We start from the raw sequence: 20302 nt of genomic DNA, 5'->3' as shown, positions 1-20302 counted from the left end.
CCTCGTCGACGATGACGAAGGCGTGGCTCAGCGTGCGGCCGCGCATGAAGGCGATCGGGGCGACCTCGATCTCCAGCTTCTCGCGGCGCCGGCGCAGCTGATCGGCTCCCATGATGTCGGTCAGCGCCTCCCAGACGGGGGCCATGTAAGGGTCGACCTTCTCGTTCAGGTCGCCCGGCAGGAAGCCCAGCTTCTCGCCGGCCTCGACGGCGGGGCGGGTGACGATCAGGCGGTCGACCTCGCCGCGCAGCAGCATGCCCGCGCCATGGGCGACGGCCAGGAAGGTCTTGCCGGTGCCGGCGGGACCCAGACCAAAGACCAGCGGATGGCTGGCCATGGCCTCCAGGTACTTCGCCTGGCCCTTGGTCTTGGGCGAGACATTGCCCTTGCGCACCTGGCGCGGAGACGCCTGACCGCCGGCCTGGTGCGCCGCGCCCAGCGCGATGCGCACATCGGCCTCGACCACTTCCTCGCCCGCGTCGGCGCGATGAGCCAGGGCCTCGAGCACCCGCTTGGCGCCCGTGCGGCCGCGTGCGTCGCCGGTGATGGTGACGCCGCCGCCCGGCGTCTCGATCAACACCTTGAAGGCGTCCTCGATCAGGGCGGCGTGGCGGCCGGAAGGACCGGAGACGGCGTGGACGGCGTCATCCGACAGCGGCAGGAACTCAGGCGTGCGGCTCAAGCGGTCTCCAGGACAGGCTCGAGAGCCCCGCCCAAGCTCATCTTGGCGGCGCTCTCGATACGGACGGGAACGATCTTCCCAATGAGTTGTTCGCCGCCCTCGCAATGGACGGCCTGCAGATAGGGACTGCGGCCCACGACCTGGCCGGGATGGCGCCCGGGCTTTTCGAACAGCACGGGCAGCACCTTGCCGACCTGGGCGGCGTTGAAGGCGCGCTGTTGCTCGTCCAGCAGCTGGTTCAGGCGCTCCAGGCGCTCGGCCTTCACGTCCTCGTCGACCTGGCCGGGCATGGCCGAGGCCGGCGTGCCGGGGCGACGCGAATATTTGAACGAGAAGGCGCTGGCGAAGCCGACCTCGCGGACCAGGTCCAGGGTCTTCTCGAAATCGGCGTCCCGCTCGCCAGGGAAGCCGACGATGAAGTCGCCGCTCATGGCGATGTCCGGCCGGGCGGCGCGGATGCGCTCGATCAGGCGCACATAGCTCTCGGCCGTGTGGTCGCGGTTCATGGCCCTGAGGATCTTGTCGCTGCCCGCCTGCACCGGCAGGTGCAGATAGGGCATCAGCTCCGGCAGCTCGCCGTGCGCTTCGATCAGGTCCTCGCCCATGTCGCGGGGGTGGCTGGTCGTGTAGCGGATGCGGTCCAGGCCATCGATCTTGGCCAGCTGGCGGACCAGCTTCGCCAAGGTGGAGCCATCGCCGTCATAGGCGTTGACGTTCTGGCCCAGCAGGGTGACTTCGCGCACGCCGGCGCCGGCCAGACGCTTGGCCTCCTCGACGATGTCGTTCACCGGCCGCGACCACTCGCCGCCGCGGGTGTAGGGCACGACGCAGAAGGTGCAGAACTTGTCGCAGCCTTCCTGCACGGTCAGGAAAGCGGTGACGCCGGTCACGTGGCGCTCGGCCGGCAGGGCGTCGAACTTCTCGTCGGCGGCGAAGTCGGCGGCCAGGCGCTCGCCGGTCGCGCGGTGGGCGCGGGCGATCAGCTCGGGCAGCTGGTGGTAGGCCTGCGGGCCGACGACCAGATCGACCGCCTTTTGGCGATGCATGATCTCCTTGCCCTCGGCCTGGGCGACGCAGCCGGCCACGGCGATGGTCATGCGACCGCCGGCCTCGGCCTTCCGGTCCTTCATCTGCTTGATGTAGCCGAGTTCGGAATAGACCTTCTCGGTGGCCTTCTCGCGAATGTGGCAGGTGTTCAGCACCACCAGGTCCGCGCCCTCGGGGTCATCCACGACGCCATAGCCGAGCGGGCGCAGGACGTCGGCCATGCGCTCGCTGTCATAGACGTTCATCTGACAGCCGTAGGTCTTGATAAAGAGGCGCTTTTGCGGGGTCTCGCTCATCCGGCGAGGTTATGGGGTCGAGAGGCCCGTTCCGCAAGGGCGGCGGGCGTCGCAGCCCCGCCCCTACTCCTCCAGCGGCACCCCGTAGAGCTCCAGCCGGTGGTCCACCAGCTTGTAGCCCAGCTTGCGGGCGATGGCGTTCTGCAGGGCCTCGATCTCCTCGTCCACGAACTCGACGACCTTGCCGGTCTTCATGTCGATCAGGTGGTCGTGGTGATGGGTCGGGGTCTCTTCGTAGCGCGAGCGGCCGTCGCGGAAGTCATGACGCTCGATGATGCCGCTCTCCTCGAACAGCCGCACGGTGCGATAGACCGTGGCGATCGAGATGTGCGGATCGATGGCGTGAGCGCGGCGGTGCAGCTCCTCCACATCGGGATGGTCCTCGGCCGACGACAGCACGCGCGCGATCACGCGGCGCTGGTCCGTCATGCGCATGCCCTTTTCGATGCAGGCCTTTTCGAGTCGATCCAAGGCGGAGCCTCCGTCTGAGTCGGCGCAAGATAGGCAATCAGCCCTTAAGTGTTAAGCGCCCGGCGCATGACCACCGCGTCCTTGGCGCCATCCGGGTGGGGATAATAGCCTTTCCGCAGCCCGACCTTGGCGAAACGCGTCGCCTGATAGAGGGCGATGGCGGCCGCGTTGTCGACCGCGACCTCAAGGAATAAAGCCTCGGCGCCGGTCTCGGTCGCGACGCCAGCGGCGACCTCGACCAGGGCCGCGCCCCAACCCCGGCGACGGGCGGCGGGATCCACCGCGATGGTCAGGATCTCGGCCTCGCCGGCGATCGACCGGCAGAGGATGAAGCCCTTGGCCTCTGCGGGTTCCCCCGCCTCGCCCAACACGGCGAAGACGCCCGGCGATTTCAGCAGGTCCTCGAACTCCAGCGCCGTCCAGGGCCGGTCGAAGGCCTTATCGTGCAGGTCGGCGAGATCGAACGAGGCCTCGGCCCCGACAGGACGCAGGTTCATGGCGTCAGGCCGCCGGCAGGGTGGCGTAGGGCGCGCGCAGATAGAGCGGCCGGGGCGAATGGCTGGGCGCGGGTCGCGACGCCGCCAGCCTGGCGATGGCGACAGGATCGGGCGCGGGCGGGGTGAGGACCTTGGCGCCGCCCAGCGCGTCAGCCAGCAGGGGCGCGCCCGATCCGATCAACGTCGCCGCCCCGCCCGAATAGAGCTCGGCCAGCCGCGCGGCGGCTTCGCCAACGCCCAGGGCGTCCGGCGCCATCAGGGCCACGCCGCCACCGAAGACCTGGATATAGACCTGCTCCATGCGCGCATCGAGCACGGCGGCCACGAAGCCTTCGACGCCGTAAGCCATCGCCTCCAGCGTGGTGACGCCGACGCAGGGGATCGACAAGGCGGTCGCCAGGCCCTTGGCGAAGGCCAGACCCACGCGCAGGCCGGTGAACGAGCCCGGACCAACCGTGACGCCGATCCGGTCGAGGTCCGTGAAAGCGACGCCCGCTTCGGCCGCCGCCTCCCGTGCGATGATCCCGATCCGCTCCTGATGGCCGCGGGTCATGGGCTCGCTGCGCGCGGCCAGCACGCGCTCGCCATCGACGATGGCGACCGAGCTGGCGCCAAGGCAGGTGTCGATCGAGAGGATCATCAGGTCAGGCCGCGCCGACCGCCGCGCCTTCGGCTGGTCGCCAGACAAGAGCGTTCAGTTGGCCCTTGGCCTTGAGCACGGCCTCCGGCGGAACGCCGCCTTCGGTCCAGCCGGGCACGCCGAAGACGTAGGAGACCGTCGCCGCCTCAGGACGGACGCAGATCACCTGATTGATCTCGCGTCCCTGGCCCGCGCGGCATTGATCGGTCGTGAAGCCGAGGTCCGCCCACTTGGCCAGCAACTGTTCGCCCTTGGGACTACGAATGTCGCCGCCCGAAGCCGCGACATAGGCGATCGCGCCCTCATCGGTCTTGCCGATCTCCAGCAGCGGCGTGTTGTCCTGCTCGATCGTGATGATCGGCTGGGCCGGGCCCTCGCCGAAATGCAGGAAGGCCTGCTCGACCTTGGCCTTGGGGAACAGCGCCTTCAGTGTCGGGAGGTCGAAAGCGGTCGAGCCGCTGATCGGGCCGACGCCGTCCTTGCTGATGGTCAGAGGGCCGCCGGCATAGGGCGCTACGGCGACCGCCACCGGGCCCTTGGCGGCGGGCTTGGGCGCCTCGGCGGCTTCGTCCTTCTTGGCCGGCCCGCAGGCGGCCAACAGCACGAGCGGCAGGGCGAGGAGAATATGGCGGCGGGTCATAACCCTCATTCTAACCAATGTGCGTCACATGCACAAAACAAGCGTGTCATCCGGCCGCAGCGGAGCGGAGAGCCGGGCCCCAGGGGAACCGCTCCGAACTTGACCCCTGGGTCCCGGATCGCCCCTGCGGGCCGTCCGGGATGACAACGTATTGTTTCTTAAAGAATCTTCGCCGCGGCGTCGAAGGCGAGACGCGGATTACGCGGGAACAGGCCCCCGTCCGTGCCGTAGCCGATCGACACAATGAAGTTGCTCTTGATGTTCGTGCCCGCGAAGAACTCAGCGTCGACGGCGGCGTTGTCGAAGCCCGACATCGGACCGGTGTCCAGGCCCAGGGCGCGCGCCGCCAGGATGAAGTAGCCCCCCTGCAGCGAGCTGTTGCGGAAGGCGGTCGTCTCGCGGCCCGCCGCGTCGCCGAACCAATCCTTGGCGCCCGGGGCGTGCGGGAACAGGGTGTCGAGGGTTTCCGGGAAATCCAGGTCGTAGCCGATGATCACGGTCGCTGGGGCCTGGAGGATCTTCTTGCCGTTCGAGCCCGACGACAACGCCGCCAGCTTGGCCTTCGCCTCGGGGCTCGTCACGAACACGAAGCGGGCCGGCGTCGAATTGACCGCCGTCGGGCCGAACTTCACCAGGTCATAAAGCTCGCGCAGCAGACTTTCCGGAAGGGGATCGGTCTTCCAGCCGTTGCGCGTGCGGGCTTCGGTGAACAGTTGGGCGAGCGCAGGCGTGTCGAGCTTGGCCATCAGCGATCCTCAGAAGGCTATTTGCAACTTTGGTAGTTACAATATGGCCTTCCCCGCCTCGGCGCAAGCCGGCGATCACCCCAGCGTCTGCTCGACGCGGGTCACTTCCGGCACATAGTGCTTGAGCATGTTCTCGACGCCGGACTTCAAGGTCGCCGACGATGACGGACAGCCGGAGCAGGCGCCGCGCATGTGCAGCCAGACGACGCCGGTCTTGGGCTCGAAGCGCGAGAAGACGATGTCGCCGCCGTCCTGGGCCACGGCCGGGCGGATGCGGGTGTCCAGCAGCTCCTTGATCTCGGCGACGATCTGCGAGGTCTCCTCGTCGTAGTCGCCCTCGTCGTGGCCGCCGGTCTGCTCGGCGTCCAGCAGCAGCGGCCGGCCGCTGGTGAAGTGGTCCATGATGGCCGCCAGGATCGGCGCCTTCAGGTGTGGCCATTGGGCGGCCTCGCCCTTGGTCACCGTCAGAAAGTCGGGCCCGAAGAACACGCGGGTGACCTCGCCAAGGTCGAATAGCGCCTTGGCCAGGGGCGAGGCGTCGCCCTCCTCGGCCGTGCGGAACTCGCGCGCGCCCTCCCCCAGCACTTCGCGGCCGGGCAGGAACTTCAGCACCTCGGGATTGGGCGTGGTTTCGGTCTGGATGAACATGGGCCTGAAATGGACCTCGCGGCCTCGTGACGCAAGACCGGGACATGCGCCAATAAAGAAAGTGACACAGGCGTCATTTTCTGGCGTGATATGCAGAACAACGATCTGCGGGAGGATCACATGAGCGACGGTTCGGTGGACCTGAAGGACGCCGCGCGCGCGAGGGCTTACGCCACGCCGCTGGAAGAGATGCACGTGGCAGACCCGGCCCTGTTCCAGGCCGACGCCATGTGGCCCTATTTCGAGCGCCTCCGAAAGGAAGCGCCGGTCCATTATTCAAAGGGCGACGAGGAGACCGGGCCTTACTGGTCGATCACCCGCTACAACGACATCATGACGGTGGACACGACCCACCAGGTGTTCTCGTCCGACGCCCACCTCGGCGGCATCACCATCCGGAACTTCGACGAGGACTTCGTCCTGCCGATGTTCATCGCCATGGACCCGCCCAAGCACGACATCCAGCGCAAGACGGTCAGCCCGATCGTCTCGCCGCAAAACCTGGCGCGGCTGGAAGGCGTCATCCGCGAGCGCGTGCAGGGCATTCTCGACAGCCTGCCGATCGACGAGCCGTTCGACTGGGTCGACCGGGTCTCGATCGAGCTGACCACCCAGATGCTGGCGACCCTGTTCGACTTTCCCTGGGAGGAGCGTCGCAAGCTGACCCGCTGGTCGGACGTCGCCACCGCCTCGCCGGAGAGCGGCATCGTCGAGAGCGAGGAGGCCCGCCGGGCCGAACTGCTGGAGTGCCTCGCCTACTTCACCAATCTGTGGAACGAGCGGGTCAACCAGACCGAGCCCGGCAGCGACCTGATCTCGATGCTGGCCCACGGCGAGGCCACCCGCGACATGCCGCCGATGGAGTACCTGGGCAACGTCATCCTGCTGATCGTCGGCGGCAATGACACGACCCGCAACTCGCTGACCGGCGGCCTCTACGCCCTGTCGAAGAACCCGCAGGAAGAGGCCAAGCTGCGCGCCGATCCCAGCCTGATCCCGAACATGGTCTCTGAGATCATCCGCTGGCAGACGCCTCTGGCCCACATGCGCCGCACGGCGCTGGAGGACTACGAGCTGTCCGGCCAGACCATCAAGAAGGGCGACAAGGTCGTCATGTGGTACGTCTCGGGCAACCGCGACGACACGGTGATCGAAGACGCCGACAAGTTCATCATCGACCGCCCCAGCGCCCGCCGCCACCTGTCGTTCGGCTTCGGCATCCACCGCTGCGTCGGCAACCGCCTGGCCGAGATGCAGCTGCGCATCGTCTGGGAAGAAATCCTCAAGCGTTTCCCGAAGATCGAAGTGCTGGAAGAGCCCAAGCGCGTCTACTCCACCTTCGTGAAGGGCTACGAGCGGATGATGGTGCGGATTCCGGAAAGGATCTGAGCCCCTCTCCCCTTGCGGGAGAGGGTGGCCCGCGCAGCGGGTCGGGTGAGGGGTTGAAGAAAGAGACCGCCGCGACAGGCCTTGCCGCCGTCGCGGCGTTTTCGTTTGCGCGACCCCTCATCCGGCCCTTAGGGCCACCTTCTCCCGCAAGGGGAGAAGGGACCTCTGACCTCAGGCCCCCCAGAAGCCGACCAGCTTCTTGACCTCGGCCAGGGTCGGGGCGGCGGCTTCGCGGGCCTTTGCCGCGCCCCTAGCCAGGATGGCGTCCAGCACCGCCGGATCGCCCAGCAGGCCGCGCATCTTCTCGCCGACCGGGGCCAGCTTCTCGACCGCCAGCTCGGCCAGGGCCGGCTTGAAGGTTCCGAAGCCCTTGCCGGCGTAGTCGGCCAGCACCTCGGCCTTGGTCTTGCCGGCCAGGGCCGCGAAAATGCCCACCAGGTTGTCGGCCTCGGCGCGGGCGGCCAGCTCCTCGATCGTCTCCGGCAGCGGTTCCGGGTCGGTGCGGGCCTTCTTGATCTTCGCGGCGATCGCGTCGGCGTCGTCGGTCAGGTTGATGCGCGAATAGTCCGACGGGTCGGACTTGCTCATTTTGGCCGAACCGTCGCGCAGGCTCATGACCCGCGCGCCCGGGCCCTGGATCAGAGGCTCGGGCAGCGGGAAGTAACCGGGCGCGTTGAAGTCGTGGTTGAACTTGCCGGCGATGTCGCGGGTCAGCTCCAGGTGCTGCTTCTGGTCCTCGCCGACCGGCACGTGGGTGGCCTTGTAGACGAGGATGTCGGCCGCCTGCAGCACCGGATAGGTGTAGAGGCCCACCGAGCTGCGCTCCTTGTGCTTGCCGCTCTTCTCCTTGAACTGGGTCATGCGGTCCAGCCAGCCCAGGCGCGCGACGCACTGGAAGATCCAGGCCAGGTCAGCGTGCTCGCGCACCGCCGACTGCGGGAAGATCGTCGCCTTGTTGGGATCGAGGCCCGAGGCGATATAGGCGGCCGCGATCTCGCGGGTCTGTTGGGCCAGGGCCGCCGGATCCTGCCAGACCGTGATGGCGTGCAGGTCGGCCACGAAGATGAAGGTGTCGATCTCGTGCTGCAGGCGGGTGAACTTCACCAGCGCGCCGAGATAGTTGCCCAGGTGCAGGGCGCCGGAGGGCTGGACGCCCGAAAGCACGCGGGACGGACCCGCATAGGTGACGGGAGCTTGGTCGGTCATGGCTCTAAGCCTTGCTGTCGAATGCGAGAAGGATGGCGGGCGCACGGAGGCGCGAACCGCGCGCCAAATCCGAAGAGAGGGGCGCGGGGATCAGGGTCAGTGGGAGCCGCGCCATCGCGGCGCGAGGAGACCGATCGGAGCCATGGCCCGCTGGTTAGCGCCCTCGCCCGCGCGGATCAAGCCTTGCCCCTCCTTAAGGCCGCCTTCAGCTCGGCTGGCTTGACCCCGCCGAACAGGAACAGCAGCGGCGGATAGACCGCCACGCCGGCCAGGCAGGTGAGCGCCAGGGCGAACTCCTTGGCGCCGATCGCGTGGCCGGTCAGGCCAAGGCCGCGCAGCGGCGCCTCGATCAGGTCGCGATAATGCGAGGCCGCCGCCATCAAGGCGCCCATGCCGAGGCTGGCTAGCAGAATCCGCGACAAGCGAGACCAGGTCTGGGCCGAGGGACCGTACTCGCCGTTGCGGCCCAGCACGACCGCCATCTGGGCGACGTTCAGCCACGAGGCGATGGCCGTGGCGGCGGCGATGCCCTTCACCCCGATCAGCTTGAAGAGGACGATGCCGAACAGGATGTTCACCGCCACCGAGACCAGGGCGAAGCGCATCGGGCTCTTGGTGTCGCCGCGCGCGAAGAACGCTCGCGAATACAGTTGCTGCAGCACGAAGGCCGGCGTGCCCAGGCCGTAGAAGAACAGCGCCGCCGCCGTCTGGCTGGCGTCGAAAGCGGTGAACTGGCCGCGCGTATAGAGGCCGTCCGACAGGAAGCCCGGCATGGCGACCAGGGCCGCCGCCGCCGGCAGGGTCAGGGCCATGGCCAGGGTGATCCCCTGGTCCATCGCGCTCTGAGCGTCCTCGCGATCGCCGGAGTTCACCGCCCGCGACAGGCGCGGCAACAGGGCGACGCCGATCGCCACGCCCACCAGGCCCAGCGGCAGCTGATAGAGGCGGTCGGCGGTGGCCAGCCAGGTCCGGCCGCCGGGCACGTGGCTGGCCAGGTTGCCGGAAATGAAGATGTTGACCTGGGTGGCGCTGGCCGCCAGGGCGCCGGGGATGGCCTTGCCGATCAGCTCGCGCACCTCCGGGGTCAGGCGCGGCAGCCGCCAGTGGACCTTGGCGCCCGACTTGTTGACGCCCCAGACCAGCAGGGCCGCCTGGGCGACGCCCGCCACGACCACCCCGACAGAGCCCCATTGGGCCGCCCCAACCGCCGTCGTCTGGGGCAGGATGAAGGCCAGGGTGGCGATGTTCAGCAGGATCGGCGCGCCGGCCGAGAGGATGAAGCGGTCGCGGGCGTTCAGCACCCCCGACAGGTGCGCCACGATCGCCATGCACGGCAGATAGGGCATGGTGATCTGGGTCAGCAGCACCGCCAGCTTGTACTTCTCGGTGCCCCAGCCAAAGCCCGGACTGATCAGCATCATCAGCCAGGGCATGGCCAGCTGGCAGACGACGGTGATGAGGATGGTCGAAGCCGCCAGGGTCGCCATGGCGTCGGCGGCCAGGATGTCGGCCTTTTCCTCGCCGTCGCGCTGCAGCGACTTGGCGTAGGCCGGCACGAAAGCGGCGGCGAAGGCGCCCTCGGCGAAGAAGCGGCGGAACAGGTTGGGAAACGCCAGGGCGGCGTTATAGGCGTCGGCCGCCGGCGTGGCGCTGGCGCCCATGCGGTACGAGACCGCCAGATCCCGCGCGAAGCCCATGAACCGGCTGACCAGGGTCAGGCCCGAATAGATCGCCGACGACTTCAGCAGGCCGCCCTTCTTGGGGGCATTTGGCTGTTCGGTGGGGGCGGGAGCGGCGGCGTCGGTCACGAGCGGCTTCTGGGCGTTTGGCGAGAGGGCGTCAAGGGCGGGCGCCGCCCGTCGGCGATTGACCCGGCCGCCGATCCTCCCTTTGATGGCCCGCCGCTAAACCAAAGGTTCGAAACTCGATGCGCCGTCTCGCTCTCGCCGCCGCCATGCTCGCCAGCCTCGCCCTCTCGGCCTGTAACAAGACCGCCGCGCCGAGCGCGATGGCCGACGACATGAGCCTGGGCAATAAGGACGCCAAGATCACCGTGGTCGAATACGCCTCGGTCGGCTGCCCGGTCTGCGCGAAGTGGCAGAGTGAGGTCTATCCGGCCTTCAAGGCCAAATATATCGACACCGGCAAGGTGCGTTACGTGTTCCGCGAGATGCTGGTCGGCGGCGGCTCAGAAGTCACGGTGGCGTCGGCGGGCTTCCTGCTGGCCCGCTGCGCCGGCAAGGACAAGTATTTCCCGGTCGTCGACGCGGTGTTCGCCAGCCAGCCCGGCGTGTTCGACACTCCGCGCGAGACCCTGCTCGAGATCGCCAAGTCCTCAGGCATGAGCGAGGACCAGTTCACCCAGTGCGTGACGGACGAAGCCCAGATCAAGGCGCTGAACGCGCGGGTCGAACGCAACGCTCGCGAGAACGACGTCACCGCCACCCCGACCTTCGAGATCAACGGCCGCAAGATGGAGCCGGGCTACCATTCGCTGGCCGAGATCGACGCGGCCATCGAGGCGGCCGGCAAGTAGCCTCGCGTCTACCGGGCCACGCTGGCGCGGGCGCGCCGCAGGCCCGGCCGGGCGGCGGGCGCGCTGGCCTCGTTCTGCTCCAGCGCGTCCAGCAAATCAGCCTTCAGGGCGTTGATCCGCCGCGTGTCGGTGATCTTCTCGCCCTGCGCCGTCTGGACGTAGAAGGCGTCGACCGCCCGCTCGCCATAGCCGTCGATATGCGCCGACTGGATCGACAGGCCGCTGTCGGCCAGGCTCTTGGCCAGGGCGTGCAGCAGGCCCGGACGGTCACGCCCCGACGCCTCGACCACCGTCGCGTCATCCGAGGCGTCGTTGTCGACGGTGACGCTGGGCGCGATGGCGAAGGCGGCCGCGCGGGCCTGTTCGGCGCCCCGTCGCGGCTCGACCACGAGCGGCTCGCCCTTGCCCGCCGCCTCCAGGGCGTCGGCGAGGCGACGCAGGGCGCGGGGATTCTCGCAACCCAGCGGCGCCCCCGTCACGTCCTGAACATAGAAGACGTCCAGCGCCTGGCCTTGGCGCGAGGTGAAGACCCGCGCGCCGACCACGTTGCCGCCCAGCGACGAGATGGTCAGGGCCAGGTCCGCGAACAGGCCTTGGCGGTCCCTGGCGGCCACGACGATCTCGGAGGCATTGTGGCCGGAACGCACGCGTCCCTCGGCGGCCGCGCCGCCCTGGGCCGCCGCCCGGCGCGCCAGAACGGCGTGCTCCAGAAGGTCTTCGGATGAGAAGGCGCTGAAATAGGCGTTCTCCATCGCCGACACCCAGCCGCGAGCGTCGGGGTCGGTCTCCAGCAGGGCCGCGCGCGCCGCCTCGGCGGCCGCTTCCTGGTGGCGCTGGACGTTGGCGGCGGCGTCGCTGCCGCGCCCGCCGCGGAACACGGCCTCGGTGGCGTTGTAGAGCTCGCGCAGCAGCTGGCCCTTCCAGCCGTTCCAGACGCCCGGCCCCACGGCGCGGATGTCGGCGACGGTGATGACCAGCAAAAGACGCAGGCGCTCGGGGTTCTCGACGATTCGCGCGAAGGCCGCGACCGTGCCCGGATCGGAGACGTCGCGCTTCTGGGCGAAGTCGCTCATCACGAGATGGTTCTCGACCAGCCAGGCGACCAACTCGACCTTGCTGCGCTCGACACCCAGGCGCTCGCAGGCGCTGCGAGCCGAGCGGGCGCCGGCCTTCTCCTGGCCGCCCACGCCGCCCTTGCCGGTGTCGTGCAGCAGCATGGCCAGGAACAGGGCCTCGCGGTCCTCGATCAGCGGCATGATCGAGACGGCCAACGGATGGTCGTCGGCCAGGCGTCCGGCGGCGATGTCGCCAATGATCCCGACCGCCCGCAGGGTGTGCTCGTCCACCGTGTACGAGTGGTACATGTTGAACTGCATCTGGGCGACGACCCGCCCGAACTCGGGGATGAAGCGGCCCAGCACGCCGGCGTCGTTCATCAGGGTCAGGGTGCGATAGCTGCGCTTGCCCCGCGCCAGCAGGTCCAGGAACGCTCGACAGGCCTCGGGGTCGCGACGGACCTTCGAGGTGATCAGGTGCAGACCGCGGGTCACCGCCGTGAAGGCGTCGGGGTGCAAATCAAGGTCGCGCTCGTCGGCGATCTTGAACAGCCGGATCAGATTGACCGGATCGGCCTCGAAGATCTCGGGCCCCTCGATGTTCAGGCGGCCGTTGTCCTCGAAGAAGCCCTTGGTCTCGAGCGCCTTGCGCTTGGGCTTGCCCCCCGGCAGGAACCGCGAGATGCCCTTGGGCTCGTTCTTGAAGTGCTCGGCCTCCAGCTTCGCCGAGAAGGCGCGGGTCAGGGCCCCGACCTCCTTGGCGATCAGGAAGTAGCGGCGCATGAACCGCTCGACCGCCGGCGCGTCGCCGCGATCGCCATAGCCCATGCGGCGGGCGATTTCGGGCTGCAGGTCGAAGGTCAGGCGCTCTTCGGGCCGGCCCGTGGTGAAGTGCAGGTGGGCCCGCACCGCGTGCAGGAAGTCGAAAGCCCGAATGAAGGCCTTGGTCTCGCGGGTCGAGAACACCTCCAGCTTGAAGACGTCCTCCGGCCGGTCGACCGGATGCAGGTACTCGGCGATCCACATCAGGGTGTGCAGGTCGCGAAGGCCGCCCTTCCCTTCCTTGACGTTGGGCTCGACCATGTAGCGGCTGGCGCCGGCGCGCGCCTGGCGGTCGTCGCGCTCCTTGAGCTTGGCGGCGACGAACTGGGCGCCAGTGCCCTTCATCACCTCGTCGCGGAAGCGGCGCTTGAGATCCTCGGCCAGGCGCTCGTCGCCGGTCAGGCGGCGGGCCTCCAGGATCGAGGTGCGGATCGTGAAGTCTTCCTTCGAGAGCCGCACGCACTCCTCGATCGTGCGCGAGGCATGGCCGACCTTGAAGCCCAGGTCCCACAGCGCATACAGCATGTACTCGATTACGCTCTCGGCGTGCGGCGTCTGCTTGTAGGGCCGCAGGAACAGCAGATCGATGTCGCTGAACGGGGCCAGGGTCCCCCGGCCATAGCCGCCGACCGCCATCAGGCACAGGCGCTCGCCCTCGGTGGGGTTGCGGGCCCGAAAAATGTGCACCGTCGTGAAGTCGTAGAGGGCGGTGATCACCTCGTCGGTGACGCCCGAGAGCAGCCGCGCCGTCTCGACGCCGCTAGCGCCGTTCTCCAGCCGCTCCTTGGCGATCATCCGGCCGCGAAACAGCGCCTGCTTCAGAATTTCGATGGCGCGGGCCCGCTGCTCGGCCTCGTTGCCGATCGAGTCGAGGGCGGCGGCCGAGAGGCGCGCGCGAAGGGCGTGACCGTCGACGACGTGTTCCAGGCGGGTGGGGCGAAGGCGACGGGGCATGTTGGTTATATGGTCTACCCGCTAGGCCTTGAGCAGACCCTTAAGACGATAAAGCGCTTCCAGGGCCTCGCGCGGGCTCATGCCGTCAACGTCGAGATCCTCCAGCGTGGCCTCGACCGCGCTGGGCGCCGCCTTGGCGGGCGCCCCAATGGACGTCGAGGCGACGGCCTGGCTCATGGCGAACAGCGGCAGGTCGTCCAGCTTGGCCGGCGACTGGTCCTTGGTCTCCAGACGGTCCAGCACCTCGCGGGCGCGGGCCACGACCGGCATCGGCACGCCGGCCAGCTTGGCGACCTGGACGCCATACGAGCGATCCGCCGGACCCGACACCGCCTCATGCAGGAAGACGAGGTCGCCGTTCCACTCCTTGGCGCGCAGGGAGAGGTTTGAGACGAAGCTCATCCGCTCCTCCAGCGTCGCCAGCTCGTGATAGTGCGTGGCGAACAGGGCCCGGCAGCGATTGACGTCATGCAGGGCCTCGGCGCAGGCCCAGGCGATGGCGAGACCGTCGTAGGTCGCGGTGCCACGGCCGATCTCGTCCAGGATCACTAGGCTGCGCGGACCGGCCTGGGTCAGGATGGCGGCGGTCTCGACCATTTCCATCATGAAGGTCGAGCGGCCCCGGGCCAGATCGTCGCCGGCGCCGACGCGCGAGAAGAGCCGATCGACCACGCCGAGGCGGAAACTAGCGGCCGGCACGTAGCAGCCGGACTGGGCCAGGATCGCCAGCAGGGCGTTCTGGCGCAGGAAGGTCGACTTACCGGCCATGTTCGGGCCGGTGACGATCGACAGGCGCGGCCCGCCCTCTCCGGACGCATCCAGGCAGCAGTCGTTGGGGGTGTAGGGCTCGCCCGCGCGCTTCACGGCGGCCTCGACCACCGGATGGCGCGCGCCCTTGGCGTCGAAGGCGTAGGAGCGGTCGACGATCGGCCGCACGGCGCCGGCGTCCTCGGCCCATTCCGCCAAGGCCGAGGCGACGTCGATCCTCGCCAGGGCCTCGGCGGCGATCTGGATGGCGTCGGCCAGCATCCGGGCCTGCTCGCGCCAGTCCTCGAAGGCGGCGACCTCCATGGCCAGGGCCCGCTCGGCGGCCTGGGCGATGCGGGCGTCGAGATCGGCCAGCTCCACGGTGGTGAAGCGCACCTGGTTGGCCAGGGTCTGGCGGTGGATGAAGGTCGCGTTCAGCGGCGGCTGGAACAGCGGGTCGGCCTTGCCGGCCGTGGCCTCGACGAAATAGCCGAGCACGCCGTTGTGGCGGATCTTCAGCGGCACGCCGCTCTCGGCGGTCAGCTGGGCCTCCATGGCGACGATGACCTTGCGGCTGTCGTCGCGCAGGGTGCGGGCCTGATCGAGCTCGGGACGGACGCCCGCCGCCACGAAGCCGCCGTCGCGGGCCAGGGCCGGCAGATCGGGGCCTAGGCCCTGCTCCAGCGTATTCAGGAACTGCGAGAGGCCCTCGTGCAGCGACGGCGTCAGGGCCTTGAAGGCGTGCTCCAGCTCGAAGGGCGGCGGCGAGAGCGGGTCGGGCGAGCCGCCCGCCATGCCGGCCAGACGCTCGCCGACCTTCAGGGTGTCGCGGATGCAGCCCAGGTCGCGGGGACCGCCTCGGCCCAGGGCCAGGCGTGACAGGGCGCGGGCCATGTCGCCGGCGCCCTTCAGCACCTCGCGCAGGCGCTGACGCAGCTGGCGGTGCTCGACGAACCATTCGACCGCGTCCAGGCGCTGGTCGATAGCGGCGGGGTCCAGCAGCGGACGAGCCAGGCGCGAGGCCAGCATCCGCGCGCCGCCGGCGGTCACGGTGCGGTCGATGGCGGCCAGCAGCGAGCCGTTGCGGTCGCCCGTCTGGGTGCGGTCGATCTCGAGGCTGCCGCGGGTGGCCGGGTCGATGGCCATCACGTCCGCGTCGGCCGCCCGGCGCGGCGCGCGCAGGGCCGGCAGCTTGCCGGCCTGGGTCATCTCCAGGTGCGCGGCGATCAGGCCCAGGGCCCCGATCTCGGCCGGCGACAGGCCGCCGAAGCCGTCGAGGGTCTCCACGCCATAGAGCCGCTTCACGCGGGTCTCGGAGGCCTGCGGCTCCGAGAGGGCCGACGGCATCGGCTGCACCAGGCCGCCGCAGATCTTTAGGGTCTGGGACAGGCTGTCGTCGGACAGCAGGCGATCGGCGACCAGGGTCTCGGACGGCGCCAGCGCCGCCAGGATCGGCGCGACGGCCTCCTTGGCCAGGGCGAAGACCTCGACCTCGCCGGTCGACAGCTCGACCGAGGCGACGGCCGCCTGGCCGGCGCGCATGGCGACGGCGGCGAGACGGTTTGCGCCCCGGGCGTCCAGCAGGCCGTCCTCGGTCAGGGTGCCGGGCGTCACCACCCGAACGATGTCGCGCCGCACGACGGATTTGGAGCCGCGCTTCTTGGCCTCGGCGGGGTCTTCCATCTGCTCGCAGACGGCGACCTTGAAGCCCAGGCGGATCAGCTTGGAGAGATAGGCCTCGGCCGCGTGCTGCGGCACGCCCGCCATCGGGATCGGCTGGCCGTTATGCGTGCCCCGGAAAGTCTGGCTGATGCCCAAGGCGGCGGCGGCCTTGTAGGCGTCGTCGAAGAACAGCTCGTAGAAGTCGCCCATGCGGAAGAAGATCAGCGCATCGGGCTGGCGCGCCTTCATCTCGAAGAACTGGGCCATCACCGGCGTCGCGCCGGTGGGGTCGAGCGTGGCGGCTGAGGGCGTCGTGTGGGCGTTCATCGCCCAGGAAACTACAGAGCGTCGCGACTCCCGTTAAGGGGCGGCGTTAAGGTTTTCCGGGGATGGACGGTCGGCAGCGCTGGTGATGGTGCTTGACGACGCATCAGCCGAAGGTCGAGCTGCGGCCATGAGCGCCTCGCCTCATCCGCTTCCGCCTCGTCCCGCGGTCATGGGCCCGTACCGGCCCGACTGGCTGGAGAAGCCGTCAGCGGACGACATGTCGGAATTTTACCCCGCTCACGCCGCCCGTCATGACATTCCGGGCAAGGTGAAGATGACCTGTCAGGTGAAGGCTGACGGGCGACTTTCCGGTTGCCGGATCGACAGCGAAACGCCCAAGGGGGAGTTTTTCGGCGAAGCTGCGCTACACCTAGCGCCAAAGTTCCGGATGATCCCGCCGGATGATCTGCGCGCGAATCCGGGCGAAGTGACCGTGCCGCTGGTCTTCCAGGTTACCGAACCAAGGATGACGTTCCGGTCCGATGGCAGCGACGCACGGCTTCTTATGCAGGGCGGCCTGATTGTCTCGATCGTAGCGACCGCCCTGCTGGCCTTCATCGTCTTGGCCCTAGGTCGCTACCATGTCAGCGCGACCAAGAAGGGCTCCGCGAAAACGCCCTAGCTGCCCGTGACCTCTTCCCAGAAGCGCTTGGCCTTGCCGACGAAGTTGGCGGACTTGGGGTTCTGCTTCTCGCCGCACAGGCCCGCCAGCTCGCGCATCAGCTCTTTCTGACGGGCGGAGAGGTGGGTCGGGGTCTCGACGAACAGCTCGACCACCAGGTCGCCGCGCTGGCGGCTGCGCAGGGACGGCATGCCCTTGCCCTTGAGGCGGACGGTCTTGCCGGTCTGGGCGCCTTCGGGCACCTGGACCTTGATCTTACAATTGCCGTCGCAGTTCTCGCCGCCCAGCAGGCAGGGCGCGTCGATCTCGCCGCCCAGGGCGGCCGTGGTCATCGGCACCGGCACGGTGCACAGCAGGTCCAGACCGTCGCGCTCGAACAGTTCGTGCGGGGTCACCGACAGGAAGATGTAGAGGTCGCCGCGCGGGCCGCCGCGCGCGCCGGCGTCGCCCTCGCCCGCCAGGCGAATGCGGGCGCCGTCGTCGACGCCGGCCGGGATACGGACCGACAGGACGCGCTCGCGGCGCACCTGGCCGTGGCCGTTGCAGGTCGCGCAGGGATCCAGCACCAGACGGCCCGAGCCGCCGCAGCGCGGACAGCCGCGCTCGACCGCGAAGAAGCCCTGGGTGGCGCGAACGCGGCCGGCGCCGCCGCAGGTGCCGCAGACGGTGGGGCTGGTGCCCGGCTTGGCGCCCGAGCCCTCGCAGGTCTCGCAAGTCATGGCGGCTGGAACGGTGATCTCGACCTCGGCGCCCGCATAGGCCTGCTCGAGGGAGATCTCCAGGTCGTAGCGCAAGTCCTGGCCGCGCTGGGGACCGTTCGACTGGCGACGACCGCCGCCGAACATCTCGCCAAACACGTCGCCGAAGACGTCGTTGAAGATGTCGCTGGCGTCGAAGCCCTGGCCGCCGAACCCGCCCGGACCGCCTTGCGGGCCGTTGACGCCGGCGTGGCCGAAGCGGTCATAGGCCGCGCGTTTCTGGGGGTCCGACAGGACCGAATAGGCTTCGTTGATTTCTTTGAACCGCCCGGCCGCGTTCTCGCAGCCGCCATTGCGGTCGGGGTGGTGTTCCATCGCCAGCTTGCGGAACGCGGACTTCAGACCAGCTTCGTCGATGGTCCGGGTCACGCCGAGAATTTCGTAATAGTCGCGCATTGTCAGCGTCTGGCGCCCAAAAGGCCCACGAAAGTGGCGTTGATGGAGGAAGAGGTGGGATGACCCAGGGCCCGGCGCAAGGCGCTGTCAGGTCCCGAGACGGAAGGTCGCGGCCGCGGAACGATCTTGTGGCGATGGTTCCGCGGCGCGCGCATCGGCTGCTTAAGCCGCCGGCTTGTTGTCGTCGACTTCTTCGAACTCGGCGTCGACGACGCCGTCGTCCTGGCCTTGAGCGTCACCACCCTCGGCCGCGCCTTGCTGAGCGGCGTACATGGCTTCGCCCAGCTTCATCGAGGCCTGGATCAGGGCTTGGGTCTTGGCCTGGATGGCCTCGACATCCTCGCCCTCCAGAGCCGACTTCAGGTCGGCCAGGCCGGTTTCGATCGCGGTCTTCTCGGCCGCGCCGACCTTGTCGCCATGCTCGGCCAGGGCCTTCTCGGTCGAGTGCACGATGGCCTCGCCCTGGTTCTTGGCCTCGACCAGCTTCTTCTTGTTCTCGTCCGCGGCCTTGTTGGCCTCGGCTTCCTTGACCATGCGCTCGATGTCCGCGTCCGACAGACCGCCATTGGCCTGGATGCGGATCGAGTGCTCCTTGTTGGTCGCCTTGTCCTTGGCGTGGACCTGGACGATGCCGTTGGCGTCGATGTCGAAGGTGACCTCGATCTGCGGCACGCCGCGCGGCGCCGGCGGAATGCCGACCAGGTCGAACTGACCCAGGATCTTGTTGTCGGCGGCCATCGGGCGTTCGCCCTGGAACACGCGGATCGTCACGGCCGACTGGTTGTCGTCGGCGGTCGAGAAGGTCTGCGAGCGCTTGGTCGGGATCGTGGTGTTGCGTTCGATCAGCGGGGTGAACACGCCGCCCAGGGTCTCGATGCCCAGGGTCAGAGGGGTCACGTCGAGCAGCAGCACGTCCTTGACGTCGCCTTGCAGCACGCCGGCCTGCACGGCCGCGCCCAGCGCCACGACTTCGTCGGGGTTCACGCCCTTGTGGGGTTCGCGACCGAAGAAGTCCTGCACCGCCTGCTGGACCTTGGGCATGCGGCTCATGCCGCCGACCAGGATCACTTCGTCGATGTCGCTCTTCTTTAGGCCGGCGTCCTTCAGGGCCTGTTCGCACGGACCGATGGTGCGGGCGATCAGGTCGTCGACCAGGGCTTCCAGCTTGGCGCGCGACAGCTTGATGTTCAGGTGCAGCGGACCCGAGGCGTTCATGCTGATGAACGGCAGGTTCACTTCGTACTGGGCCGTCGAGCTCAGTTCCTTCTTGGCCTTTTCAGCCTCTTCGCGCAGACGCTGGAGGGCCAGCTTGTCCTTGCGCAGGTCGACGCCCTGCTCCTTCTTGAACTCGTCGGCCAGGTAGTCGACGATCCGCAGGTCGAAGTCCTCGCCACCCAGGAAGGTGTCGCCGTTGGTCGACTTCACCTCGAAGACGCCGTCGCCGATTTCCAGGATCGACACGTCGAAGGTGCCGCCGCCCAGGTCGTAGACGGCGATCTTCTTGTTGTTGTCCTTGTCCAGGCCATAGGCCAGGGCCGCGGCGGTCGGCTCGTTGATGATCCGCAGGACTTCCAGGCCGGCGATCTTGCCGGCGTCCTTGGTCGCCTGACGCTGGGCGTCATTGAAGTAGGCCGGAACCGTGATGACCGCCTTGGTCACCGGCTCGCCCAAGTGGGCTTCGGCGGCTTCCTTCATCTTCTGAAGGATGAAGGCCGAGACTTCCTGCGGGCTGTAGTCCTTGCCGTGCGCCTTCACCCAGGCGTCGCCGGTCGGACCCTTGACGATCTCGTAGGGCACCATGCCCTTGTCCTTCTCGACCACCGGATCGCTGGCGGTGCGGCCGATCAGGCGCTTGATCGCGAACAGCGTGTTGGTCGGGTTGGTCACGGCCTGGCGCTTGGCGGGCTGGCCGATCAGGCGCTCGCCGTCTTCCAGGAAGGCCACAACCGACGGCGTGGTCCGAGCGCCTTCGGCGTTCTCGATCACCTTGGGGGTCTTGCCGTCCATGATGGCGACGCACGAGTTCGTGGTGCCAAGGTCGATGCCGATAATCTTGCTCATCTTCGTACCTGTCGCTCCTTTAGGCGGACGGCGGTGACAAGGGCCTTCTCAGAAGCGCCCCGGTTTTTCTCGTACCGTCCCCGTGGTTCGCACTCTCTCG

18 protein-coding genes are annotated in these 20302 nt (G+C 68.5%); 3 read left to right on the top strand and 15 right to left on the bottom strand.

What is annotated here, in order from left to right; all coding sequences use genetic code 11:
• From Q0379_RS08555 to Q0379_RS08520, 8 genes are all read right to left on the bottom strand, one after another.
• Positions 1 to 682, bottom strand: a 682-nt coding sequence (locus tag Q0379_RS08555) for a PhoH family protein (protein ID WP_299007079.1), incomplete at its 3' end; no start/stop codon positions are given.
• Positions 679 to 2025 (bottom strand): tRNA (N6-isopentenyl adenosine(37)-C2)-methylthiotransferase MiaB, encoded by a 1347-nt coding sequence (miaB, locus tag Q0379_RS08550; protein ID WP_299007075.1) that lies wholly within the window; start codon positions 2023 to 2025, stop codon positions 679 to 681. The genes miaB and Q0379_RS08555, both read right to left, overlap by 4 nt.
• Positions 2026 to 2088: 63 nt before the next feature.
• Positions 2089 to 2496 carry a Fur family transcriptional regulator gene (locus tag Q0379_RS08545; RefSeq protein ID WP_013077224.1) on the bottom strand — a complete coding sequence of 136 codons (408 nt, stop codon included), beginning with the start codon at positions 2494 to 2496 and terminating at the stop codon, positions 2089 to 2091.
• A gap of 44 nt (positions 2497 to 2540) precedes the next feature.
• Positions 2541 to 2993 (bottom strand): GNAT family N-acetyltransferase, encoded by a 453-nt coding sequence (locus tag Q0379_RS08540; RefSeq protein WP_299007072.1) that lies wholly within the window; start codon positions 2991 to 2993, stop codon positions 2541 to 2543.
• A gap of 4 nt (positions 2994 to 2997) precedes the next feature.
• On the bottom strand, positions 2998 to 3633 hold the full coding sequence (tsaB, locus tag Q0379_RS08535; protein ID WP_299007070.1) for a tRNA (adenosine(37)-N6)-threonylcarbamoyltransferase complex dimerization subunit type 1 TsaB: 636 nt from the start codon (positions 3631 to 3633) through the stop codon (positions 2998 to 3000).
• A gap of 4 nt (positions 3634 to 3637) precedes the next feature.
• Positions 3638 to 4273 carry a DUF1131 family protein gene (locus tag Q0379_RS08530; RefSeq protein ID WP_299007068.1) on the bottom strand — a complete coding sequence of 212 codons (636 nt, stop codon included), beginning with the start codon at positions 4271 to 4273 and terminating at the stop codon, positions 3638 to 3640.
• A 158-nt stretch (positions 4274 to 4431) separates the two neighbouring features.
• Entirely contained in the window at positions 4432 to 5019 is a 588-nt protein-coding gene (locus Q0379_RS08525) for a malonic semialdehyde reductase (RefSeq protein WP_299007066.1), read from the bottom strand.
• A gap of 75 nt (positions 5020 to 5094) precedes the next feature.
• On the bottom strand, positions 5095 to 5667 hold the full coding sequence (locus Q0379_RS08520; protein WP_299007064.1) for a NifU family protein: 573 nt from the start codon (positions 5665 to 5667) through the stop codon (positions 5095 to 5097).
• A 120-nt stretch (positions 5668 to 5787) separates the two neighbouring features.
• Between Q0379_RS08520 and Q0379_RS08515 the strand changes: the two genes are divergently transcribed.
• Entirely contained in the window at positions 5788 to 7056 is a 1269-nt protein-coding gene (locus tag Q0379_RS08515) for a cytochrome P450 (protein ID WP_299007062.1), read from the top strand.
• 171 nt (positions 7057 to 7227) lie between these two features.
• Here Q0379_RS08515 and trpS read toward each other — a convergent pair whose 3' ends face one another.
• The 3 genes from trpS to murJ form a co-directional block, all read right to left on the bottom strand.
• Complete coding sequence (trpS, locus tag Q0379_RS08510; protein WP_299007060.1) at positions 7228 to 8262, bottom strand: tryptophan--tRNA ligase; 1035 nt, start codon at positions 8260 to 8262, stop codon at positions 7228 to 7230.
• Positions 8263 to 8358: 96 nt separating this feature from the next.
• Positions 8359 to 8406, bottom strand: coding sequence for a hypothetical protein (locus Q0379_RS08505; RefSeq protein WP_143324172.1), 48 nt, complete (start codon positions 8404 to 8406; stop codon positions 8359 to 8361).
• A 32-nt stretch (positions 8407 to 8438) separates the two neighbouring features.
• Positions 8439 to 10070, bottom strand: a complete 1632-nt coding sequence (gene murJ, locus Q0379_RS08500; protein WP_299007058.1) for a murein biosynthesis integral membrane protein MurJ — start codon at positions 10068 to 10070, stop codon at positions 8439 to 8441.
• A 119-nt stretch (positions 10071 to 10189) separates the two neighbouring features.
• On the opposite strand from murJ, the gene Q0379_RS08495 reads away from it, so the two are divergent.
• A complete protein-coding gene (locus Q0379_RS08495; RefSeq protein ID WP_299007055.1) occupies positions 10190 to 10798 on the top strand; it encodes a DsbA family protein in 609 nt (202 codons plus the stop codon).
• 8 nt (positions 10799 to 10806) lie between these two features.
• Here the strand turns inward: Q0379_RS08495 and Q0379_RS08490 are convergent, their stop codons facing one another.
• Together Q0379_RS08490 and mutS are read right to left on the bottom strand one after the other, a co-directional pair.
• On the bottom strand, positions 10807 to 13629 hold the full coding sequence (locus Q0379_RS08490) for a [protein-PII] uridylyltransferase (protein ID WP_299007053.1): 2823 nt from the start codon (positions 13627 to 13629) through the stop codon (positions 10807 to 10809).
• 21 nt (positions 13630 to 13650) lie between these two features.
• Positions 13651 to 16365, bottom strand: a complete 2715-nt coding sequence (gene mutS, locus Q0379_RS08485) for a DNA mismatch repair protein MutS (RefSeq protein WP_299007050.1) — start codon at positions 16363 to 16365, stop codon at positions 13651 to 13653.
• Between the two features lie 85 nt (positions 16366 to 16450).
• Here mutS and Q0379_RS08480 point away from each other — a divergent pair, with 85 nt between their 5' ends.
• The gene (locus Q0379_RS08480; RefSeq protein WP_299007047.1) at positions 16451 to 16987 is read left to right on the top strand and encodes a TonB family protein; all 537 of its coding nucleotides are present in this window, start codon (positions 16451 to 16453) and stop codon (positions 16985 to 16987) included.
• Here Q0379_RS08480 and dnaJ read toward each other — a convergent pair.
• Positions 16984 to 18141 (bottom strand): molecular chaperone DnaJ, encoded by a 1158-nt coding sequence (gene dnaJ / locus Q0379_RS08475; RefSeq protein ID WP_299007044.1) that lies wholly within the window; start codon positions 18139 to 18141, stop codon positions 16984 to 16986. The two genes, Q0379_RS08480 and dnaJ, sit on opposite strands and share 4 nt — an antisense overlap.
• A gap of 162 nt (positions 18142 to 18303) precedes the next feature.
• Entirely contained in the window at positions 18304 to 20202 is a 1899-nt protein-coding gene (gene dnaK / locus Q0379_RS08470; RefSeq protein ID WP_299007040.1) for a molecular chaperone DnaK, read from the bottom strand.
• Positions 20203 to 20302: the final 100 nt, after the last annotated feature.

It is taken from the genome of uncultured Caulobacter sp. (assembly GCF_937900395.1).
In the GTDB taxonomy this organism is placed as follows: Bacteria; Pseudomonadota; Alphaproteobacteria; order Caulobacterales; family Caulobacteraceae; genus Caulobacter.
The sequence above is the reverse complement of the archived record's forward strand: the minus strand, read 5'-3'. Positions and strand labels throughout refer to the sequence as shown.